This is a genomic window from Marinomonas sp. SBI8L (genome assembly GCF_001624705.1).
In the GTDB taxonomy this organism is placed as follows: Bacteria; Pseudomonadota; Gammaproteobacteria; order Pseudomonadales; family Marinomonadaceae; genus Marinomonas.
In genome coordinates, this window is sequence record NZ_JSEO01000017.1 from 1 (window position 1) to 22,240 (window position 22,240).

Sequence of the window (22,240 nt, forward strand, 5' to 3'; positions counted from 1 at the left end):
GGTGAAAGAATCAATCACACTTTATAATGAAAGTAGGCCGCATTTAAGCCTAAAATACAAAACGCCCGATGAGGTACATCGAGCGTTTTAACTGAAATAAGTGTCAACCTATATCAGGACTAGTCAAAGGTCTGGTGATGTTTGATTGTAATGAGCTTCAAATTTTAAAGAAGCTGGTCTCCTTATCGAGTTTTATGACCAATTTATTGAGCTCGCTACTGGACTCTGCAATGACATTGGTAGCATCACCTGTTTTATGAACGCCATCATTTAAGTTTTCGACATTATTTAAGATCACGTCTATCATCTGTGTTTGCTCTTTTGTTGAGGTGGCAATTTGTAGGCTGAGAGTATTTATTTGGCTGATTTGCTCGGTAATTACCTCATTTATCTCTGTTGCTTCTTTGGCATGATCTTGAACTTCATTGGCTCTGGCAACACTTTTCGCCATGACCTCAACAGAGGAGTTGGCGCCAGAGATGATGTTTTTGATCATGTCGTCTATTTGTTTTGTTGAATCTTGGGTTCTTTGAGCGAGTTGTCTTACTTCGTCGGCAACAACTGCAAATCCTCTGCCTTGCTCACCTGCTCGCGCTGCTTCAATCGCAGCATTTAAAGCGAGAAGGTTGGTTTGTTCGGCAATTTCTTTGATCACATCTAAAACACTGCTTACTTGATCAAAGTCGCTTCTTACTTGCTGTACAGTTTTTTCAGAAAGCTGAATTTGCTCTGTCATAGATAGGATTGAATGATAGGTTTTATCTAAGGCTGAACTGCCCTCAAGGACTTTAGTTTGTATTTCATTTAGGGCACTTGAGGTATTGGATGTATTCTCAGCTACTTCGTTTACAGTGGCACCCATTTGGCTCATTGAACTTGTAAATTGCTCTGCGATATCTTTTTGTTCTTGTACTGTGGTGTTGGTTTCCTTGGTTATTTCTTCCAATTGTTCTGATGTAGTGGTTTCTTCTTTGGCTACATTAGATATGTTGTTAACCATGGTGCGTAAATTACTGATCATTTGTTGCATTGAATTTTGCAGTTTGCCGACTTCGTCAGAGGTGCTGACTTCTATTTTTGATCTCAGATCACCATTTGCAATTAAGTTTGCCACATTTGAAATATCTGAAATTGGCTGCGCGATTCGCTTAGCAACGATTATCCCGATACCTGCGATGATGATGGCGGTAATTATCATCATGATGATCATGAAGAAGGAGTTTTGCCTGATAGACATAAAGGCTTCAGCTTCATCTATCTCTGACAGAATTGCCCATTTAAATTCTTTAAAGTCGATATGGTCATAAGACGACACTACAGGGTGTCCATTGTAATCAGTGATGATATCTGTGCCTTGTATGCCATCTAAGGCTCTTTTACTCGCGAGTGTGTTTACACCATTTTCTTCTACAGTGCCTGCAAAACTTTGCTTAACACTGTGTCCTTCTGGGTCTAGGTATGAGTCACTACGCATTCTATAGTCTTCACCAACAAGGTAGCTTTCACCTGTTTCCCCCATGCCGACACGGGTTTTCATAATATTGCCTATGCCTTCTAATGGAAGTTGTAGGGCGATATAAAGTGATACTTCTTTGCTATTATTCAGTAGTGGTTGTGCAATGAATGTGGCAGGGTCTCCGTTGCTTGGTGCGTAAGGGGAGAAGTCTGCCATGCTATAGAGTTTGCTTTGACTTACATTTCTAATCAGCTGCCCTAGGCCACTATCTGAATATTTTCCGTTAATGATGTTGGTGTGGTAATCAGCCTCTTTGGTGACTGTGTAAAAGATGTAGCCATCTGGATTAATAAGAAATAAATCGTAATAACCGTATTTTTCGATATAACTTTTGTAAAAATCAACACCGTCTGATGTTTGTGGGTTAAGGGCTTCTGTGACATCAACTTCAGAAATTATAGCCCATCTAATTCCTTCGCCAACATCAATAAAATCCCAGCTACTGATAACGGGGTTATTGTTGTAATCCATAATAACTGCGGTGTTTTTCTTACCTTCAAGAGCTTCTTGTACTGCTCTCGTTGTTACCTTGTTGTTATCCTTGAATGAGGCTTTTACAGAAAATTGGTTGGGATTGAGGTAGGAGTCCGACCGCATTAGGTTGTCTTGGCCGACAAGATAAGACTCTCCAGTTTCTCCCATTCCGGTTCTGTGTCCAAGTATTTCGTTTATGTGTTCAAGAGGTTGTTGATAAGCGATATAGCCTATGCGTTCGCCATTTTTTTCGACGGCTTGAATTGCAAAGGCGGCAGGGTCTCCATTGCTGGGTGCGTAAGGCAAGAAGTCAGCCAAATGAATCTCGTTATCGGCTGAGTTTTTAGCTTTTTTGTAGGCTTTATAGAAAGAGCTATCACTTAGATCTTTTTCGAGGTTTTTTCTAAGATCTCCTTCTCGAGTCACGGAATATACTATGTCTCCCTTCAGGCTGACTAAAAAGAAATCATACCAACCAAAGTAAGTGAGAAGTTGTTTAAATTCAGTATCGTGGGTGTTAAGTAAAGGGGTCCACATGCTCTTAAACTTGAAGGTAGTTATCATTTCTTCAAGTGCGTGTTTCACATGCTCTTGTGAGGCTAGTAGATTTAATTGGGCATAATTGTTATGCAAATAATTTGTTAGTTCAGATTTTTTTAAATCCTGAACGGCATCAAGTTTTTGAAACGCTTGGTTGCGTAGGGTGTCAGCAATGTTAACCAGGACTCCCATGTCACTTTCGCGTTCATGGAAATAGGTTTCAATGGTTTCTTTTTTTATTTGGTTAATTGAGCTTAACTGGTTGTAGACTTTATCTTGAACGTCTTTTGTGCTGTTTTGCGTCGATATAAAGCTAATTATGATGATAGGCAACAAGCCAATAAAAACAAATATGAGAGTAAATTTCGCTTTTAAATTAAGCGATTTAAGTAGGTGCATACAAGCCTCGCAAAAAAAAATCGGAAACTATTTCATTCAAAAAAGAGTTTTAATCAATGATTAATAAATAGTAACGAAACCTTTGCTTGTACATATAGGCAGTGTAAAAAACGAGTATAAAATTGTTGCGGGATGTTTTTTTTGATGAATGGGCGCCTATTATGCTTGGGTATTAAGGTAATAGGCGCTCAGGGTGTTTTAAATATTGATAGACCCAAATGGCATGCCCATGCGAGTTGGGGTAGTTGCTTCTAAATGGTCTTCCCAGTTGTTTGCGTCTGCTCCAAATAATACAATTGCAGTTGAGCCAAGTTTAAAGCGACCCATTTCCTCGCCTTTTTTCAACTCTACTTGATTAAGCTTATCGTAATCCCAAGTGACCACATTTTTATTGAAAGGCGTAACTTGTCCTGCCCAAATGGTTTCAATGCTTGCGACTATCATGGCGCCAACTAAAATCACAGCCATAGGTCCGACAGCCGTTTCAAATATGCAGACAGTGCGCTCATTTCTAGCAAAAACATTTGGTATTTGTTCAGCTGTTACCTTGTTTACTGAGAATAGCTTGCCAGGAATATGAATCATCTTGGTTAGCTTACCGTCAATTGGCATATGAACCCTGTGATAATCTTTAGGGGAGAGGTAAACGGTTGCAAACTTCCCTCCAATAAAGCGGTTTGATAATTCTGCATCGCCGCCGAGTAGGCTGGTTAGGCTATAGGTGTGGCCTTTTGCTTGTAGAAGGGTGCCGTACTCAATATCTCCAAGTTGGCTGATTGCTCCATCTGCAGGGCATGCAATAGCCTTGTCGTCTGATGCTATTGGTCTTAGCTCTGGTTTGATTGCACGGGTAAAAAATGCATTAAAGTTTTTATAGGATTGAGGTTTTGGTTCAATTGCTTCATTCATATCTACTTGATATTTTTTAATGAAATTTTGAATGAATGTATCTTTAACCCAAGTGTTTTCGCATTCAGCAAGACGACCAGCTAGGCGAGATAATGTCTTTTGGGGGGTTAGGTGTTGTGCTAAGGCAAAGAGTTGATCTCTGTTCACTGGTTTATCCTTTTACTTTCAGGGTATTTAATAGTTTAAGTTGTTAAAAGCGTTTGCTTAGAATACTTGAAATTCGTTTAGTGTTTATAAAGTCATTTTCAGAAAAAGATGTATTGCTTCCTATCCAAATAACCTTCCAGTTAGACGGTCCGCTTTTGAAAGAGGTTAATATTAGATTCTGATTTTCCGTTAATTTTGGCGTTAAAGTGTTAGGTAGATATCTAATGATTTGGTTTAATTTCTTTTCGTCAAATAAAACAGCACTTGGTGTTTTTAATAGTTTCTCAAAAACCTTATTTGTATGGTCCCATTTAGTTTGTTTTAAGCGGGCTAAATCAAAACCATACTGTAGGCTGACTTTGAGTTTATTTAGCTCGTTATCAAAATTAAGGATAAGGATTTGACTCGCTGGTGCTATTAATTTTTTAATAACTTTAATGCTCATAATTAAGCATTCTTTATCTGTTGTCTGATCTGACTTAGCTAATTTTTGTAATGCAGAAAGGGGTGTTTCTTTTTGCGACTTTACAGGTTTCTTTGCTTTTTGATATAGATCTGGAGAAAGCAGAAACTTGGCTAGTGGTACTTTATATGGGCTAGGGAAGAGTTTGGCAGACTCTACACAGGCTGCATGTGCTGCTCTAATGCTTTTAGCTTGCTTACAATGCAGTGCTGCTGAGATAACTTTATAATAATTCTCTAAGCCTTTGCTGTCCCAGCCTAATTGGTTAGCAATATGTGCTGTTTTACTTGCGCATACGGCAAAAAGAAGAGAATGATTTGCAAGAAAGTTTAAGCGTCTGTCATCTGGGTCAACAGGCACGTTTTCTGGATCACGAGTCAGGTCAGCAAGTGCTTTAAGCTCTCTTCCTGTTGGTGTGTTTTCCGTTTTGAAGGAGTCAATTATGATGCTAGGAATTTCCCAGTATTGAAATAGCTTGACTGTGAGTTGATCTATTCGGCATCCAAAAATAGCTTCTTCTGCTTCTTTGGGTTTCATTCCTTGCTTTAAATTCTGGGTTAATTTATGCATGGTTTCATAGCAATAAAACCAAAGTAACCATTTCACTGCATCTCTAAAAAAAGTTATCCAAAAAATCTCTTCATTATTTGCGTGACGTTTTTCGATAGACCAAAACTTTGCAATAGATGCCGCTTCGTAGCTAATCTGAACTTGCCTAAGAAATTCACAGTGAGCGCGGTTGTTGTTTGAAAATTGGCATGGATAAAGCTGTTTTGTGATCTTTTCTAGGCCATCAATCCCGACCATAGACACAGCATGAGTTGGGGTCTTAATTTGATTATTGTTATTTTTTGCAATTTGATTGGCCACAGATATTGACATGAAGCCAATAAAAGGCTCGGCTAAAATACTGTGTTGAAGCCCGTCAATAGCGCCTTGTGGCGACTTAAGCTGGTTTTGAAGTTTAGTTAGGTTGTCTGAGCCAACAGGAAACTTCTTATCCTTAAGGTATATTAGCCATTCTTCTAGGCTTGAGGGGGACTTGTCGCTCATAGGTGTTTACATTAAAGCTCTGTAAGTTGTTGCTCTATTCGATAAAATGATAAATCAGTATTGTGATTTATCATACTTTATAATGTGCAATGTGCATACATCGTAGATCGTAGGAAGAAAAATATGTTTGTGATAGTAGGGATGGTTATCGTCATTGTCAGTGTTGTGACTGGTTATATGGCTTCCCACGGAGAAATGATTGCGTTATGGCAGCCCTTTGAAGTCTTAATCATTTGTGGTTCAGCTTTAGGCGCTTTCATGGTAGCAAACCCTTGGCACCTTCAAAAACGTATTTTTAAACTCATGCCTCAAGCATTTTTAGGTAGTCGTCATAATGAGCGTTATTACCTTGGTTTAATGGCGTTGATGTACACATTGTTTTTTAGGAGTCGGCAAGAAGGCTTTTTAGCGATTGAGGATCATATTGAAGCGCCTTATGAAAGTGAGCTCTTTCAATCATTTCCTGACCTATTAAGGGATCATGAAATGGTTGAATTTATTACAGATAACTATCGGATTTTTATTTTAACTGGCTTACCTGCTCATGAATTTGAGGCGATTATTGATGCTGAAATTGAAAAAATCGCGGAAGACTTAGTTGCGCCTGGCCACGCTGTTAATAAAGTGGCTGAAGCTCTACCTGGGTTTGGTATTGTTGCAGCAGTATTGGGTATTGTTATTACCATGGGGTCGATTGGTGGTGCCATGGAACTAATTGGCGCACACGTTGCGGCTGCCTTGGTGGGGACTTTCTTAGGTGTATTTTTTGCCTATGGTTTTGTTGGTCCGCTTGCCTCTCATCTTGAAGGATTAGGGGAGCATGAATTAAAAGCTTATAACGCGGTTAAGGCTTGCTTGGTTTCCACTGTCTCTGGTTTTTCGCCGGGCGCTGCAGTAGAAACTGGACGTAAGTTATTACCATCCGAAGAGCGACCTTCATTTGCAGAGTTAGCTGAATATGTTCGAACTTACCGCTAACTTATTGCTATGTTTGTTTAGGGAATTATGCTGCTTGGAGAGGGTGTATGGCTGAAACATCAGGACCGATAATACGTCGAGTTAAAAAAGTTAAAAAGGGTGGGCATCATGGCGGTGCCTGGAAAATTGCTTTGGCAGATTTTGCTTTAGCTATGATGGCTTTTTTTCTTGTCATGTGGATTATTAATGTGGCTTCACCTGAAGAGCTATCGGCAATTCAGGGATACTTTAATGACCCGCAAGGTGCATCAACGGCAGGCTTTAGTAATCATCCTATTGATTTGGGGGGTAGTCCTGCTAAGAGTACTGAGAAAAAAATTGATCTAAATTTACCTGACCCTGGCAGTGTGCAAAAACCTGATTCGGTTGAAGAAAGGGCAAACTCTCACCATGACCTTGTTGCTGAGCAAGAGCAGGCTGACCTTGCTGCAATGCTAGGGCAAAAGTTATCTGGTAATGAGGCTTTTGAAGCACTAAAAGAGAATTTGCAAATCGAGATTACGCCAGATGGTATTCGAGTCACCTTGCTGGATAAAATCCATAAGCCCATGTTTGCTGCTGGGAGTGGCCGTCTTACGCCAGACTTCGAGATCGCTTTATTAAATATTGGCCAGGTATTATCTGGTTTGAAAAATAGATTGGTGGTTTCTGGCCATACGGACTCATCTGCATACTCTTTTGCTGGTCTTGGTAACTGGGAGCTATCTTCAATGCGTGCGAATGAGGCACGTAGATTATTAAGGGAGGGTGGCACTGTTGATGAGCGCTTTGTTCAGGTGATGGGGCTGTCTGATACAGTACCGTACAATGAAGATGAGCCAGAAGCGGGTATTAATAGAAGGGTAAGTATATTGTTGTTAACCAGTGCGGCCTATAAAAGAATGCAGGAACGTAATCGCTTGATTTATGGTGCTGCAAGGGAAGAAGGTATTGAAATCGCACCTGAAGCTGTTTTTTAGCCTGCTTTGATGTGACTTTTATATTCTAGGGCTTTTTGAGTTAGGTGTAGCTGTTCAAAAAGCCCTTTTATGTTAAAGGTTTTCTAGAATGGAGTTTTTGATTCTCAGGAAGCTTTGATAGCGAATGTCTGAGATTTTATTTTCTTCTCGTGCCTGTTGAAGTGCACAGCCTGGTTCTTCTTCATGGGCACAGTCTCTGAATCGGCAATAGCCAATGTGTTCTCGAAATTCGATAAAGCCTTCTAGTAGTTCTTCAATGCTGATATGCCATAGACCAAATTCACGAATTCCTGGGGAGTCAATTAAGTCACCGCCTTTAGGCATGTGAAAAAGTCTCGCTGTGGTGGTTGTGTGAGTGCCTTTTTTACGTTTTTGGGACAATTCGCCAACCGATAAATCAACACCGGGTAAAAGTGTATTGACTAAAGATGATTTACCGACACCAGACTGTCCTACAAAAACGCTAGTCTTATCACCTAAGAAGTCATATAGCTCATCCATGCTGTCTTTTTGTTTGGTGGATGTTCTTAGCACCTGATAACCAAGATCTTCATAAGTTTTGAGTAAGCTATTTAAACTGTCTCTATTACTGTCATCAACCAAGTCGATTTTGTTTAAAAGGATAACAGGTGGAATGCCTGCTGTTTCTGCTGCAACTAGGTAGCGATCAATCAGGTTTGCGTGAGCAAGAGGTTCAGCAGCGACTACAACAATGATGTGGTCAATGTTGGCTGCGATAGGTTTTAAACGGCCATGCATATCTGGACGACATAGGTCATTGTCTCTGTCTAACCGTGCAACAACAACGCCGCCTTCTTGTTGATTAGCTCGCCAAACAACTTTATCACCTGTTACCAACTGACCGAGGTTTGCTCTTAAATTGCAACGGGTCGCAATCTTTACATCACTTTCGTTGATGCTTTCTACTTCCACTTGAGTGCCAAAGTGCGAAAGGATTAGGCCTTCAGTTTCAGGGCCTAGGTCTGAAGATAAAAGTGCTTCTTCCGCTTTGGTGTTGCGCTTGCTAACGCGTTTACTGCGCTCAGCTTGAATTTTTTCAATGCGCCAAGTTTGTTGTTTCGTGAGTTTTCTTTTAGACATTATCTCAAGTGGGTCCTTTATTAAGGCGCATAGAGTATAATGCCTAGCATTGAGAATAAAGGTTTGAATGCATCATGAGTTTAGATAAAGAGAATTTGGTCTGGATTGACCTTGAGATGACAGGCTTGGACCCAGATAAAAACACTATTATTGAGATTGCAACAATAGTGACAGACAAGCATTTAAATGTGCTTGCTGAAGGGCCTAATGTTGCGATTCATCAGCCCCGTGAAATTATGGATGCTATGGATGAGTGGTGCACAACTCATCATGGACAGTCAGGTTTAACTCAACGTGTTTTAGAAACAAGCATGACAATGGCGCAAGCTGAGCTTGAGACGATTCAGTTTTTGGAAAAGTATGTACCTAAAGGGGCTTCACCCATATGCGGTAATAGCGTTGGCCAGGACCGTCGTTTTCTTTATCGCTACATGCCAGAGTTAGAGGCTTTTTTCCATTATCGTTATATTGATGTGAGTACAATTAAAGAATTAACTAAGCGCTGGCAACCTGATGTTTTAACAGGCTTTAGTAAAAAGGGCTCTCATTTAGCAATGGATGATATAAAAGAGTCTATTGCTGAACTTGCTTATTATAAGGCGAATGTTTTTAATTTTGATCCTCAGGATGCTTGCGAATAACTTCTCCCGCCTCAGTGTGTGGATAAAAGTCTCTAGATTTGTAGCTAGGAACGCAACTTAATAGTTATTCTATTGATAGGTCTTCAGCGTCAAGGCAGAGCTTTTAGACCACGCCCTTCGGGTCTTTGAATAATGCCTAGGTGGCATTCCAGAAAAAGTAACGACTTGTGTGATACTTTTTCTGATAAGGCTGATAGAAGGTGGTTTAATCACTGTTTCCTTTGCTCCCAGTTTGATGCTGACTACTATTTAGAGGTCAGCATCAAGTTGTGTGTTTTATCTGTTTGCTAAGTAGTAAATTTATTAGAGACAAGATAGAATCGAAAATCGGTATTTCACATAATTGGTTTTCTCCCTCTCTGGTAGATCGAGTTTCCCCTTAAGGCAATTTGCCTGCTTGTAATAAATGCTTTTGTCATATTTCTGTCATATGTTTAATTTAACGTCATTGGCTATATACTCTTAACTAATGCTAAGAGTGATAAATATTGGCGGGGTTTTGATTAGGCTTAAGTATATAAAGTGTTTTTTGCCTAAAGTTAATTTGAATACCGAATGAAATAAAAGTGGTTTAGCCCAAGAAAGCGGCGTTAGAAAGTTGATAATAGCTTTACAAAAAAAGTAATAGTCGAAGATATAAATATAGAATTGCACAGAAAGAGGTCGAAATGACAAAGTTAGATTACGAACTGTTTGGCGAAGATGCCATGGAAATGTTTGGCGAAGAATTAGCAAAAATATTAGTGAATGTGAATTTAGTAAATTTGAATGGTAATTTGGGAATGGGAAAAACAACCCTAGTGAGAGGGCTGTTGAAAGGGTTAGGCTATGTGGGGCCAGTTAAGAGTCCAACATATACCATAGTCGAGCCTTATGAATTAGAAGAAAAAAACATTTATCATTTTGATTTGTATCGTGTTGCTGATCCCGAAGAGCTTGAGTTTATGGGGATTAGAGATTATTTCGAACAAGATAGTTTGTGTTTGGTTGAGTGGCCTGAAATGGGGCAAGGTTGTTTGCCTGAAGTTGATGTGAATATTCATATTGACCTTGTTAGAAATGGTCGTAAAGTGAGTTTAGAGGCTGTCAGTGAGAAGGGTGCTGCTGCACTATTAGGATTTGATCAAGCTCTAGCCTGCTAAGATAAAATCAAGACCTGCATTGAGATCGTCAAAGGCAAGCGTTATAGTGTGCTCTTAACGCTTGCAGCTGTCTGATATGTATGAAAAAAATCTACCAATTTACGCTTAATTTATTCTTTATTTTCAGTTTCTTTTTTACTGTTAGTGCTGTTGGTGCAACAGTAAAAGATGTGCGTATTGCTCAAGAAAATGGCTTAACAAGACTTATTTTTGATTTGTCCTCTCCTGTTTCACATAGGTTGTTTCCCCTTTCAAATCCAGATCGTGTGGTATTAGATCTTCAAGATGCTGAATTAGCTACTAAGTTGCAAAACAAATTAGCTAGTATCTCCTCTGGGGTGTTACGCAAATTACGTGCGGGTAAGCGTGATGATGGTACTCGATTTGTTCTAGACTTAAATCAAAAGGTTAAAGCGAAAAGTAGCGTGCTTGGAGCAAATGCTAAGTATGGGCCAAGAGTTATGGTCGAGCTTAGTTATGGCAAAAAAGTTAATTTAAGTGTGCCTGTAAAAACGACTAAGAATATAGCAAATGTTAAGCGAGACATTGTTATCGTTGTAGATGCAGGGCATGGGGGTAAAGATCCTGGTGCGCTAGGGCAATATAAAGTGCGAGAAAAAGATATTGTGCTATCTATTGCTAAAGAGTTAGCCCGAAAACTTAATAGAGTCGATGGTTTTAAGGCCGTCTTAACGCGTTCAAGTGATATTTATCTTAAGTTGCGTGAAAGGTCGAAAATTGCTCGTGAAGCAAATGCTGATTTATTAGTTTCAATTCATGCTGATGCCTTTACAAACCCTAAAGCGAGGGGGGCTTCTGTTTGGGCCTTGTCTTTGAGTGGTAAAACGAGTGAAATGGGGCGCTGGTTGGCGCAACAGGAGCAGTCTGCAGAGCTAGTGGGTGGCATTTCTTTAGATGACAAAGATCAGTTGTTGGCTGAGGTTTTATTAGACATGTCTATGAACTCTAAAATTCAGTTTAGTCTTGATATTGGTTCTAAAGTGCTAACTCAAATGGATAAGGTTGCGCACATGCATAAGAATACTGTGCAGCAAGCCGGCTTTGTTGTGCTTAAGTCGCCTGATATCCCTTCTATTTTAGTTGAAACTGGATTTGTTTCTAATTCAACAGAAGCAAAAAATTTAGGAAGTGCTGGCTATCGAAAAAAGCTAGCGACAGCTATGTCTAAAGGTATTGTTCAGGCATTTACCGCTAATCCTCCTGAAGGCTCGCTTTTGTCTTGGCAGCAACAAAATAAAGGTAGAGTATCTTCCTATGTTGTTTCTAAGGGTGATACTTTATCTGAAATCGCTCGAAAAAATCGTGTTTCAATTACTGCACTTAGAAAGGCAAACACATTAAAAAATGATGTGATCTGGATTGGCCAAAAGTTAGTTATACCTGCTGGTTGAGCGACCATTAAAAATTATCAAACACCATAAATATTCCTCATCAAGAGTTTTTGATTAAATCATGCAAAGAATTAATTTGTTATCCCCTCGCTTAGCTAACCAAATAGCAGCAGGTGAAGTTGTTGAGCGACCAGCCTCTGTTGTTAAAGAGTTGCTCGAGAATAGTTTGGATGCAGGTGCAACTCAACTTGATGTGGAAGTTGAGCAAGGCGGTGTAAGGCAAATAAAGATTCGAGATAATGGATCGGGCATAGTAAAGGATGACTTGGCTTTGGCTCTAAGTCGTCATGCTACTAGTAAGATTCACACGCTTGATGATTTAGAGGCCGTGCAGTCTTTGGGCTTTCGAGGTGAGGCTTTAGCCAGTATTAGCTCGGTTTCTCGATTACTTTTAACTTCTAAAGCTAAAGGTGAGCAGGATGCTTGGCGAGTCGAGGCAGAAGGCAAGGATATGGGGGCTAATGTGCGACCCGCGTCTCATCCAGATGGTACCTGCATTGAAGTTAGGGATTTATTTTTTAATACGCCGGCAAGACGAAAGTTTCTACGCACGGATAAAACAGAATTTAATCATTTAAGTGAAGTGGTGAAACGCCTTGCTTTGAGTCGATATGATGTTGCATTTCGTTTAAGTCATGATGGTAAACAAATATATGACTTACGCGCAGTTACTGATCAAATGCATGCTGAGCATAGATTGGCATCTTTGCTTGGAAAAAGCTTTGTACAAAATGCTTTAGCTATAGATGTTGAGGCGGCTGGGTTGCGTTTATGGGGATGGATAGGCTTGCCAACCTTTTCTCGTTCTCAAGCTGACTTGCAGTACTTTTTTGTTAATGGTCGTGTCGTTAAAGATAAGCTTGTAGCCCATGCTGTTCGTCAAGCATATAGAGATGTTTTGTATAACGGCCGTCATCCCACGTTTGTTTTATATTTAGAGTTGGATCCAGCGACTGTGGATGTAAATGTTCATCCGACTAAGCATGAAGTTAGGTTTCGTGATGGGCGCTTAGTGCACGATTTTTTATTTAGTAAAATTCATAAGGCACTTGCGGACGTTAGACCTGAAGCGGTTGCAGATGAGACGGTTGAAGCAGCTCAAGTTGAAGAAATTACTCATCAAAATAGTTTAGCGCTTGCGAACAGGCCAACATCGCCTTCTGAAGGAGGGTTTGGGGCTAATTCTAATGCTTGGATGAGTTCCGCGCCTGGGAGCCAATCTCAATCTGGTCAAATAAGTGGTCAGTTGGGTGTAATGTCGCAAATGTCTAATTTTGCCAATGAGGTATCTTCAAGTGCGCCAGCGGGGAATGTTAATCCGCTGACAGGTGAAATTGTTTTACGTCCCGAACTTTATAAAGAGGGTGTTGAGGAAGTTGAAAGAATTGGTATGCCGCCATTAGGCTTTGCTATCGCGCAATTACATGGCATTTATATTTTATCTGAGAATCAACAAGGGTTAATTGTTGTTGATATGCATGCAGCTCATGAGCGTATTTTGTATGAAAAAATGAAAAATGCTTTCTATGCTAAGCAGATTGTATCTCAACCATTGTTAGTGCCTATTAATATCGCTGTTTCTCAAAGTGAAGCAGACTTGGTTGAAGAAGCTGATGATGTCTTTAACTCCTTTGGGCTGCGAGTTGAGCGATCTGGACCCGAAAGTATTATGGTGCGAGAAGTGCCTGTAATTTTAAGTCAGGGTCATGTAGAGAATTTGGTGAGAGATGTAGTAAGTGATCTTATTGTGCATGGCGCCACAGATATTTTAGAAGCTAGGTCAAACGAATTGATGGCAACTATGGCGTGTCATGGTTCAGTTAGAGCAAATAGAAGGCTAACTATTGCAGAGATGAATAGCTTGCTTAGAGATATGGAGATTACAGAGCGCAGTGGTCAGTGCAATCATGGGCGTCCTACTTGGACGCAAATGACAATGTCAGAATTAGATAAATTGTTTTTAAGAGGTCGTTAGTCTTGGTTGAAGATAAGGCTCAAGTTGTTTGTTTGATGGGGCCGACAGCGGCAGGTAAGACAGGTTTAGCTGTTGAAATGGCGGATTCCCATGGGTATGAAATTATCAGTGTTGATTCTGCGTTGGTTTATCGAGGAATGGATATAGGTACAGCAAAGCCTGATGCACAAATGTTAGCCAAAGCGCCTCATAGATTGATTGATATTTTAGAGCCTGATCAAGCATATTCTGCCGCTGACTTTGTGTTTGATGCAAAAAAAGAAATTGCTGATATTTTAGCAAAAGGAAAAAAGCCACTGCTTGTTGGTGGCACCATGATGTATTTTAACGCCTTGATGAAAGGGCTTGCTAAAATGCCTCAGGCTGATGCCGAAATAAGAGCGAAAATTGAAGCTGAGGCGGCTAAATATGGTTGGCCGCATCTGCATGAAGAATTACAAAGACTAGATCCTGAATCTGCTAAGCGAATTCATCCAAATGACCCTCAAAGGTTGCAGAGGGCGATTGAGGTTTGTAGGCTTTCTGGGCGTTCAATGACGTCTTTATGGGCAGAGCAGGCAGAAAGTGCTAATGATTATAATTATGTCAGTATTGCTGTGATGCCAAATGAGCGCGCTGTTTTGCATGAAAGAATTGAGCAGCGTTTTCAGATGATGATGGAGCAAGGCTTTTTATCAGAAGTGGAGCGATTGTTTCAACGAGGTGATCTTAATGTGGATATGCCATCTATTCGATGTGTTGGTTATCGACAAATGTGGGCGCACCTTGCGGGTGAATGTGATCTGAATGAGGCCGTTTATCGGGGGATTGTCGCAACTCGTCAATTAGCTAAAAGGCAGGTTACTTGGTTGAGAAGTTGGGAGAATCTTCAGGTTTTTGATACTTTTGATAAAGATCTTTTGTCGAAGGCCTTGAAATACCTTTGAAGCAGGATTATATAGGGTAAACAAGAAAGAAATAATGTAGTATCTACAATATTGTTTTAATGAGGTTTAATTTGAATCTCAAGTCAATTTTTTTAAGGAGATGACAATGTCAAAAGGGCAATCACTACAAGACCCTTATCTAAATGTTTTACGTAAAGAGAGAGTGCCTGTCTCTATCTTTTTAGTAAACGGTATTAAGTTGCAAGGTCAAATTGAGTCATTTGACCAGTTTGTTATCTTGCTAAAGAACACAGTGAGTCAAATGGTTTACAAGCATGCGATTTCAACAGTTGTTCCTTCTCGTACAATTCGTATTCCATCTCCTGATCAGCCAGAAGATGCTGCTGAATAGTTTGTCTTGTTAAAAGATAAACTGAGGTAAATAAATTTGTTTTTTGAACGTCCTGAAAGTGGCGATGTTTCTGTTTTAGTTCATATTGAGTTTCATAATGGTGAAACTCAATATGGCCCAGAAGAGTTTGTTGAGCTTGCAACCTCGGCTGGTATCGCTCCTGTTGCAGTGGTTACTGGTACTCGTCAAAAACCTGATCCGAAATATTTTATCGGTAAAGGTAAGCTTGATGAAGTGCGAGAAATTGTTGAGAGAGAAGAAGCGCAAGTTGTTCTTTTTGATCATGCACTTTCTCCTTCCCAAGAGAGAAACTTGGAAGAATCTTTACAGTGTCGAGTATTAGATCGTACTGGTTTAATACTGGATATTTTTGCTCAACGTGCGCGTACTCATGAAGGTAAGTTGCAGGTTGAGTTAGCTCAGTTACAGCATATGGCTACTCGCCTTGTAAGAGGTTGGACTCACCTTGAAAGGCAGAAGGGTGGTATCGGTGTCCGTGGTGGTCCAGGTGAAACTCAATTAGAAAGTGATAGACGTCAATTACGTGAAAGAATTACGTCAATCCAGAAGCGTCTAGATAAAGTAAGCTCTCAACGAGATCAGAATCGTAGAGCGCGTGATAGGTCTGCTGTACCAACTGTTTCTCTGGTTGGGTATACAAATGCGGGTAAATCGACTTTATTTAACTTTATTACCGGTGCTGAAGTTTTTGCTGCTGATCAGCTGTTTGCTACGCTTGACCCAACATTACGTCGCTTAGATCTTGCGCAAGTTGGGGCTGTTGTTTTAGCTGATACGGTTGGTTTTATCAGGCAGTTACCGCATAAATTGATTAAAGCATTCCAAGCAACATTGAAAGAATCTTCGGAAGCTGACCTGCTTTTGCATGTTGTGGATGCAAGTGATATGAACCGAGATGAAAATGTTGGTCATGTTAATGCGGTACTAAAAGAGATAGATGCAGATGAAATTCCTACGTTATTGATCTTTAATAAGATTGATGCTTTGTCAAATGTTGAGCCTAGAATTGATCGAAATGAGGATGGTCTCCCATATCGAGTTTGGTTATCAGCAAAAGATGGCACTGGAATTGATTTGTTGCGTCAAGCTATAGCTGAAGTGTTGGCTATAGATGTTATTCGTGAAACCTTGGTATTACCAGCTAGTGCAGGGCGGTTAAGGGCGATGCTATTTGAACAAGGAGCGGTTTTGTCTGAGACATATGATGATGCTGGGTCCTCTGTATTAAAAATCTGCATCCCTAAAGATGATTATTTAACAATTTTGGCGAACGCCGGTGTTAAGCCCGAAAGTGGTCTTTCTGCTTTTATGCAGGATAGGCAAGAGCTTGACCCTTGGCTTTTAGATTAATTTTTGTAGTGGAGATTTAGTATGGCCTGGAATGAACCGGGTAATAACGACAATGACCCATGGAATCCAGATAAGAACAAAAATTCTGGAAATGGTCGACCTGATGATAATGGTCAAGGTGATAATGATCCTTGGGGTCGTAAGGGCCGAAATGACCAAGGGCCACCTGATTTAGATGAAGCCTTTCGTAAGCTTATGGATATGATAGGTGTGAAGGGTAATAAAGGTGGTGGTTCTGGCGGCTCCGGTGGCGGCGGTTTAGGTGGTAAGATGAGCGGCGGATTACTTGCTGTTGGTGTTGTTGCTGTTACTGCGCTTTGGGGGGCTTCTGGAATTTACCAGGTGGATCAGCAAGAGCGTGGTGTTGTGCTTCGTTTGGGTAAGTATCATGAAACTGTGATGCCAGGTCTACATTGGAATCCGCCACTAATTGATAGTGTGCAAAGTGAGAATGTTACTAAAGTACGTTCCCATGACCACAAGGCTTTAATGTTGACAGAGGATGAGGCGATTGTTGAAGTTGGCTTGTCTGTGCAATATTTAGTTCAGAACCCAAAAGATTTCTTGCTTAACGTACGTGATCCAGAAAGCAGTTTATCTCAGGCAACTGAGAGTGCTCTTCGTCATGTTGTAGGTAGTTCTGAAATGGATCAAATCTTGACTGAAGGTCGTGAGCTATTAGCTCAGGATGTGAAGGCGAGATTGCAAGGTTATATTGACGACTATGGAACGGGTTTATTGATTTCCCAAGTTAACGTGGAAAATGTGCAGGCGCCTCAGCAGGTTCAGGCAGCATTTGATGATGTTATCAAGGCGAAAGAAGATGAGCAGCGTGTTCGAAATGAAGCTGAAGCTTACGCTAATGGTGTAATTCCTGAAGCTCGTGGTCGTGCTCAGCGTATTCGTGAAGAAGCTGAAGCATACCGTTCGGAAGTTGTTAGTCGAGCGGAAGGTCAGGCGGATCGTTTCGATCGCTTGTATCAAGAGTATGTCAAAGCGCCTGAAGTAACTCGTCGTCGTTTGTATATTGAAACCGTTGAAGATGTTTACGGTAGCGCAAATAAAGTTGTTGTTGATGTTGAGGGGGGGAATAACATGATGTATCTACCTCTTGATAAGATTATTTCTGAGCGTAAAAACGTAACTTCATCTGGTGTTGCTAGTTATGACACCTCAAATATTAGTGATCTGACTGATCAAGTGTTGGATGAGATTAGAAAGCGTCAAGGTGTGACACGTAGAGAGGGCCGCAACTAATGAAAGGTATATCATTTATCGCTTTATTTGTGGTGGTGCTGGGTATCTTTGTTGCCTCGCAAACACTTTATGTCGTTAAAGAAACTGAGCGTGCTGTCGTATTAAAGTTTGGTGAAATTGTTGATAATGACGTACCGCCAGGTATTCACTTTAAAATACCTGTAATGAACGAAATTAAAAAGTTCGATGCGCGTATTTTGACACTTGACTCACGTCCTCAGCGTTATTTAACGCTGGAGAAGAAAGCTGTAATCGTAGACTCTTATGTTAAGTGGCGTATTGAGTCAGTTGATAAGTTCTATACAGCGACTTCTGGTGATGAAATTAATGCTAACCGTGTATTAACCTCTTTGGTTGATACTGGTCTGCGTAACCAGTTTGGTGAGCGTACTATGCATGAGGTTGTTTCTGGTCAACGTGACAGCTTGATGACAGAGTTGCGTGATAACCTAAATGAAGTTGCTAAAGCGCAGTTAGGTATTGCTGTGATTGATATTCGTGTTAAGCGAATTGATTTACCGCCAGATGTATCTGAGTCTGTATATCAGCGTATGAGAACAGAACGTGAGCGTGAGGCCCGCGAACACAGATCGAAAGGTTTGGAGCTTGCAGAAGGTATTCGTGCTGATGCAGATAGACAGAAAGTAGTATTAGAAGCTGAAGCCTTCCGTGATTCAGAGATGATTCGTGGTGATGGTGATGCGACTGCTGCTGGTATCTATTCTAATGTTTATACACAGGATCCTGAATTTTACGAGTTCTATCGTAGCTTACAAGCTTACCGTGAAAGCTTAGGTAGTCAAGGTGATATTTTTGTCTTGAAACCAGATAGCGAATTCTTTAAATACCTAAATCAGGCGGCGCAATAAAAGAAAGCGCTTATTGCTGAGTTTCCTGTTTGAAGGTCTGTTTGTTCAAATGGGAAACATGGTATGATTACAAAAACCGGGGCTAACCCGGTTTTTTAATGGTTGTAATAAAGAGAATCTATGCAGGAATTGTTGCAGTCGCTACTCGTGGGAGCCAGTTTGTTGTTAATCGCAGAGGGTGTTTTGCCTTTTCTAGCGCCAAAAATGTGGCGAGATATAATGACAAAAGCAATCGCAAGTTCAGATTTGAATCTACGAATTTTAGGTGCTGTTAGTATGTTTCTTGGTCTAGTGATGCTTTATTTTATCCGTAGCTAAGAGGAATTATGTTAATGACAGACCGTTGGTTGCTTCCTGAGGGAGTTGATGAGGCTTTACCTGAACAGGCTGAAAAAATTGAACAGCTTAGAAGAGTGTTGCTTAATCTTCATGGTCGTTGGGGGTATGATTTAGTAATCCCACCTTTACTTGAATATTTAGATTCTTTATTAACTGGTGCTGGTTCTGACTTAGAGCTTGAGACCTTTAAAGTAATTGATCAGTTGTCTGGTCGACTCATGGGTATTCGTGCTGATTTTACATCGCAGGTCGCAAGAATTGATGCGCGCGGTATTAAAGAGCAGGGTGTCCAGCGTTTGAGTTACTGTGGCAGTGTGTTAAGAACAATTCCGGCAGGTCTAGATGGCAGTCGTAGCCCGATTCAAATGGGTGCAGAATTGTATGGTCATGGTGGTGTTGAGAGTGATATTGAGATTTTATCTTTAATGCTTGAAACACTTGAAGTAGCAGGTATTCAGTCTCCAGTTTTAGATTTGGGGCATGTTGATATCGTTCGTGGCGTAATTGAAGCTGTTTCATTAACTGATAATGACAAAGAAAAGCTTGCTGATTTCTACCGTTCTAAGGCTTTGCCTGAATTAGAAAGCTTTGTAAATTCATTGGATCTAAATCAGCAGCAGAAAGCTTGGCTGGTCGCTTTGCCGCGCTTATGTGGTGGTGTAGAGGTGTTAGATAAAGCGCAAGCTATTTTGGCTGATGCAGGTGAAAAGGTTGCTGATGCATTGACAAGTTTGGCGGCGATAAAAACACAGATTCAAGCACGCTTTCCAAATGTAGGCCTGCATTTTGATTTAAGTGACTTGGTGTCTTACAGCTATCACACAGGGCTTGTTTTTGCCGCTTATGTGCCTGGGTTTGGTAATGCTATCGCTCGCGGTGGTCGTTATAACAATATAGGCGAGGTTTTTGGACGCTCAAGACCTGCAACTGGCTTTAGTACAGATTTAAAAACCTTGGTATCGCTAGCAGATATTAAAGTTGAAAAGGCGAAGAGAGTATTGGTGCCAGTGGCACAAGATTTGTCTTTGTGGCAGGCAATTCAAGATTTGCGTGCACAGAATTATCAAGTAGTTGAACAGTTAACCGATCTGGATAGCCTAGTTGACTATGATTATACCTTGGATCAAGTCCAGGGTGAATGGCAGCTTGTGGCTGCAACTAAATAACACTTTTTGTTGAACTATCTATATGAGACCTGAAATTATGGGTAAAAACGTAGTAATTCTAGGCACCCAATGGGGTGATGAGGGTAAAGGGAAGGTCGTTGACCTACTTACTGAAGATGTGGCAGCGGTTGTTCGCTTTCAAGGTGGACATAACGCAGGTCATACCCTAGTTATCGACGGAAAGAAAACCGTGCTTCATTTGATTCCATCGGGCATTTTGCGTGATGGTGTTCAGTGTGTGATTGGTAATGGTGTTGTCTTATCGCCTGCTGCATTGCTGAAAGAAGTAAAGGAGCTGGAAGAGCAATCAATTCCTGCGGTTGAGCGTTTGAAAATCAGTGAAGCTTGCCCACTTATCCTGTCTTACCATATTGCAATGGACCAAGCACGTGAAGTGGCTAAGGGTGCTAAGAAAATTGGTACTACAGGTCGTGGTATTGGGCCAGCTTATGAAGATAAAGTCGCTCGTCGCGCAATTCGTGTGGCTGACTTGCTTGACAGCGAGCGTTTTGCTGAGAAGTTAAAAGAAGTTCTAGATTATTATAACTTTGTTTTAGTTAACTACTACAAGGCTGATGCGATCTCATTTGATGAGGTTTATGAAGAAGGTCTGAAAATGGCTGAATTCTTACGTCCAATGGTTGCTGATACGATTTCTCTTTTACATGACTTGCGTCGCTCTGGTGCAAATATCATGTTCGAAGGTGCGCAAGGTTCTTTGCTTGATATCGATCACGGTACATACCCTTATGTAACCTCTTCTAATACGACAGCAGGTGGTGCTCCAGCAGGAACAGGTTTTGGTCCTCTGTACTTGGATTATGTATTGGGTATTACTAAGGCTTATACAACTCGTGTTGGCTCTGGCCCTTTCCCAACTGAGCTCTTCTGTGAAGATGGTGCGAGACTTGCTGAGCGTGGCCATGAGTTTGGTGCGACAACAGGGCGTGCACGTCGTTGTGGTTGGTTTGATGCTGTTGCTTTACGCCATGCGGTTCAGATCAACTCAGTTTCTGGTATTTGTTTAACTAAGCTTGATGTGCTTGATGGTTCAGAAACTATTAAAGTTTGTGTTTCTTATGCAGATGAAAATGGTCAGGCTGTTGCTGGCTCTTTAGTAGACAGTGAAGGTTATGAAAAAGCTAAGCCTGTTTACGTAGAGTTACCAGGTTGGACTGAATCAACAGTTGGTGCACCTGACTTTGACTCTTTGCCTGCAAATGCACAAGCTTATATCCGATTTGTTGAAGAACAAGTTGGGGTGCCAATTGATATCATTTCAACTGGTCCTGATCGTAAAGAAACGATTGTTTTACGTGACCCTTTTAAAGCTTAATTTAAGCTTCATAATAAAAAAGCCGACTTGTCGGCTTTTTTATTATCTAAAATTTACCTTGACGTATTGTAAATAAATCGAAAATGGCGCAGGTATTATGCAACGGGTAGGGTAAAATTTTGTCACTGATGTCGTTGCTTGTTTATATGTGATGCTGGTTGATTATTGATATTTAAGGGGTAGTGAATGGTTAAGCTTCTTTTGGCGGATGATGATGCTCGTCTTTCTGACTTAATTAAGGAGTATTTTTCAGGAGAAGGGTATGAGGTGCTGCATGCTTGGAACGGTGTTGAGGCTTTGGATATTTTAGCAAAGCAGTCGCCTGACTTGATTATTCTCGATGTCATGATGCCTGAACTCGATGGCTTTGAAACACTTAAAATGGTTAGGGCAAAAAGTAAAGTGCCAGTGATTATGTTAACGGCTAAGGGTGATGATATTGATCGTATCTTAGGGTTAGAGATGGGGGCGGATGATTACTTGTCTAAGCCATTTAATCCAAGAGAGCTTTTGGCGAGAATTAAGGCAATCTTGAGAAGAGCAATTAATGATAAGGAAGAGGATTTAGCTGCTGATCTAGTGTCTGGAAATTTATTACTGCAAAGAAAAGATAGAAGTGTTTATTTGGATGGTGAGTTAATAGAGTTGACTACTTCTGAATACACCTTGCTTGAATGTATGTTAAGTCTGCCTGGGCAAGTATTAACTAAGCAAGAGTTGTCTGAGAAGGCGCTTGGGCGAAAATTAACTATGTATGATCGCAGCTTAGATATGCATATTAGTAATTTACGGAAAAAAGTTGGTGTGCTTTTGAGTGGTGAGCCGAGAATTAAGACTGTACGTGGGGTCGGTTATATTTTTGTTGATCAAGAAATGCGTAAGTAACTAGAATGAGAAGTACTTTCCTAAAAGTAT

19 protein-coding genes are annotated in these 22,240 nt (G+C 40.6%); 15 read left to right on the top strand and 4 right to left on the bottom strand.

All coding sequences use genetic code 11. The features are described from left to right. Positions 1 to 157 precede the first annotated feature (157 nt). The 3 genes from OA91_RS20695 to OA91_RS20705 all read right to left on the bottom strand — a co-directional run bounded on the left by OA91_RS20695 (position 158) and on the right by OA91_RS20705 (position 5,501). Positions 158 to 2,929 (bottom strand): methyl-accepting chemotaxis protein, encoded by a 2,772-nt coding sequence (locus tag OA91_RS20695; RefSeq protein ID WP_063339687.1) that lies wholly within the window; start codon positions 2,927 to 2,929, stop codon positions 158 to 160. Between the two features lie 198 nt (positions 2,930 to 3,127). Further along, entirely contained in the window at positions 3,128 to 3,985 is an 858-nt protein-coding gene (asd, locus tag OA91_RS20700; RefSeq protein WP_063339688.1) for an archaetidylserine decarboxylase, read from the bottom strand. Positions 3,986 to 4,028: 43 nt separating this feature from the next. Continuing rightward, entirely contained in the window at positions 4,029 to 5,501 is a 1,473-nt protein-coding gene (locus OA91_RS20705; RefSeq protein WP_063339689.1) for an HDOD domain-containing protein, read from the bottom strand. A gap of 123 nt (positions 5,502 to 5,624) precedes the next feature. Between OA91_RS20705 and motA the strand changes: the two genes are divergently transcribed. Together motA and OA91_RS20715 are read left to right on the top strand one after the other, a co-directional pair. Beyond that, positions 5,625 to 6,479, top strand: coding sequence for a flagellar motor stator protein MotA (motA, locus tag OA91_RS20710; protein ID WP_046019045.1), 855 nt, complete (start codon positions 5,625 to 5,627; stop codon positions 6,477 to 6,479). 47 nt (positions 6,480 to 6,526) lie between these two features. After that, the gene (locus tag OA91_RS20715) at positions 6,527 to 7,438 is read left to right on the top strand and encodes a flagellar motor protein MotB (protein ID WP_046019046.1); all 912 of its coding nucleotides are present in this window, start codon (positions 6,527 to 6,529) and stop codon (positions 7,436 to 7,438) included. A 72-nt stretch (positions 7,439 to 7,510) separates the two neighbouring features. On the opposite strand, the gene rsgA is transcribed toward OA91_RS20715, so the two are convergent. Beyond that, the gene (gene rsgA / locus OA91_RS20720) at positions 7,511 to 8,539 is read right to left on the bottom strand and encodes a small ribosomal subunit biogenesis GTPase RsgA (protein ID WP_063339690.1); all 1,029 of its coding nucleotides are present in this window, start codon (positions 8,537 to 8,539) and stop codon (positions 7,511 to 7,513) included. Between the two features lie 74 nt (positions 8,540 to 8,613). On the opposite strand from rsgA, the gene orn reads away from it, so the two are divergent. From orn to OA91_RS20785, 13 genes are all read left to right on the top strand, one after another. After that, positions 8,614 to 9,180 carry an oligoribonuclease gene (gene orn / locus OA91_RS20725; protein WP_063339691.1) on the top strand — a complete coding sequence of 189 codons (567 nt, stop codon included), beginning with the start codon at positions 8,614 to 8,616 and terminating at the stop codon, positions 9,178 to 9,180. Positions 9,181 to 9,848: 668 nt separating this feature from the next. Continuing rightward, positions 9,849 to 10,322 (top strand): tRNA (adenosine(37)-N6)-threonylcarbamoyltransferase complex ATPase subunit type 1 TsaE, encoded by a 474-nt coding sequence (tsaE, locus tag OA91_RS20730; protein WP_063339692.1) that lies wholly within the window; start codon positions 9,849 to 9,851, stop codon positions 10,320 to 10,322. Between the two features lie 80 nt (positions 10,323 to 10,402). Further along, positions 10,403 to 11,734 carry an N-acetylmuramoyl-L-alanine amidase gene (locus tag OA91_RS20735; protein WP_046019050.1) on the top strand — a complete coding sequence of 444 codons (1,332 nt, stop codon included), beginning with the start codon at positions 10,403 to 10,405 and terminating at the stop codon, positions 11,732 to 11,734. Positions 11,735 to 11,795: 61 nt separating this feature from the next. Beyond that, positions 11,796 to 13,709 carry a DNA mismatch repair endonuclease MutL gene (gene mutL, locus OA91_RS20740; protein ID WP_063339693.1) on the top strand — a complete coding sequence of 638 codons (1,914 nt, stop codon included), beginning with the start codon at positions 11,796 to 11,798 and terminating at the stop codon, positions 13,707 to 13,709. Between the two features lie 2 nt (positions 13,710 to 13,711). Next, positions 13,712 to 14,635 (top strand): tRNA (adenosine(37)-N6)-dimethylallyltransferase MiaA, encoded by a 924-nt coding sequence (gene miaA, locus OA91_RS20745; protein WP_269447922.1) that lies wholly within the window; start codon positions 13,712 to 13,714, stop codon positions 14,633 to 14,635. Positions 14,636 to 14,741: 106 nt separating this feature from the next. Next, the gene (gene hfq / locus OA91_RS20750; RefSeq protein WP_036179762.1) at positions 14,742 to 14,987 is read left to right on the top strand and encodes an RNA chaperone Hfq; all 246 of its coding nucleotides are present in this window, start codon (positions 14,742 to 14,744) and stop codon (positions 14,985 to 14,987) included. Positions 14,988 to 15,023: 36 nt separating this feature from the next. Beyond that, positions 15,024 to 16,358, top strand: coding sequence for a ribosome rescue GTPase HflX (gene hflX / locus OA91_RS20755; RefSeq protein ID WP_063339694.1), 1,335 nt, complete (start codon positions 15,024 to 15,026; stop codon positions 16,356 to 16,358). Between the two features lie 21 nt (positions 16,359 to 16,379). Continuing rightward, on the top strand, positions 16,380 to 17,615 hold the full coding sequence (gene hflK / locus OA91_RS20760; protein ID WP_063339695.1) for an FtsH protease activity modulator HflK: 1,236 nt from the start codon (positions 16,380 to 16,382) through the stop codon (positions 17,613 to 17,615). Beyond that, positions 17,615 to 18,484 (top strand): protease modulator HflC, encoded by an 870-nt coding sequence (gene hflC / locus OA91_RS20765; protein ID WP_046019054.1) that lies wholly within the window; start codon positions 17,615 to 17,617, stop codon positions 18,482 to 18,484. The genes hflK and hflC overlap by 1 nt, the downstream gene beginning before the upstream one ends. A 120-nt stretch (positions 18,485 to 18,604) precedes the next feature. Continuing rightward, a complete protein-coding gene (locus tag OA91_RS20770) occupies positions 18,605 to 18,802 on the top strand; it encodes a DUF2065 domain-containing protein (protein WP_046019055.1) in 198 nt (65 codons plus the stop codon). A 14-nt stretch (positions 18,803 to 18,816) separates the two neighbouring features. Continuing rightward, positions 18,817 to 19,989 (top strand): ATP phosphoribosyltransferase regulatory subunit, encoded by a 1,173-nt coding sequence (locus OA91_RS20775; protein WP_231870427.1) that lies wholly within the window; start codon positions 18,817 to 18,819, stop codon positions 19,987 to 19,989. Positions 19,990 to 20,026: 37 nt separating this feature from the next. Next, the gene (locus OA91_RS20780) at positions 20,027 to 21,325 is read left to right on the top strand and encodes an adenylosuccinate synthase (protein WP_063339697.1); all 1,299 of its coding nucleotides are present in this window, start codon (positions 20,027 to 20,029) and stop codon (positions 21,323 to 21,325) included. Between the two features lie 186 nt (positions 21,326 to 21,511). Further along, positions 21,512 to 22,210: a response regulator transcription factor gene (locus OA91_RS20785; protein WP_046019057.1), complete on the top strand. Its 699-nt coding sequence runs from the start codon at positions 21,512 to 21,514 to the stop codon at positions 22,208 to 22,210. The last annotated feature ends 30 nt before the right edge of the window (positions 22,211 to 22,240 follow it).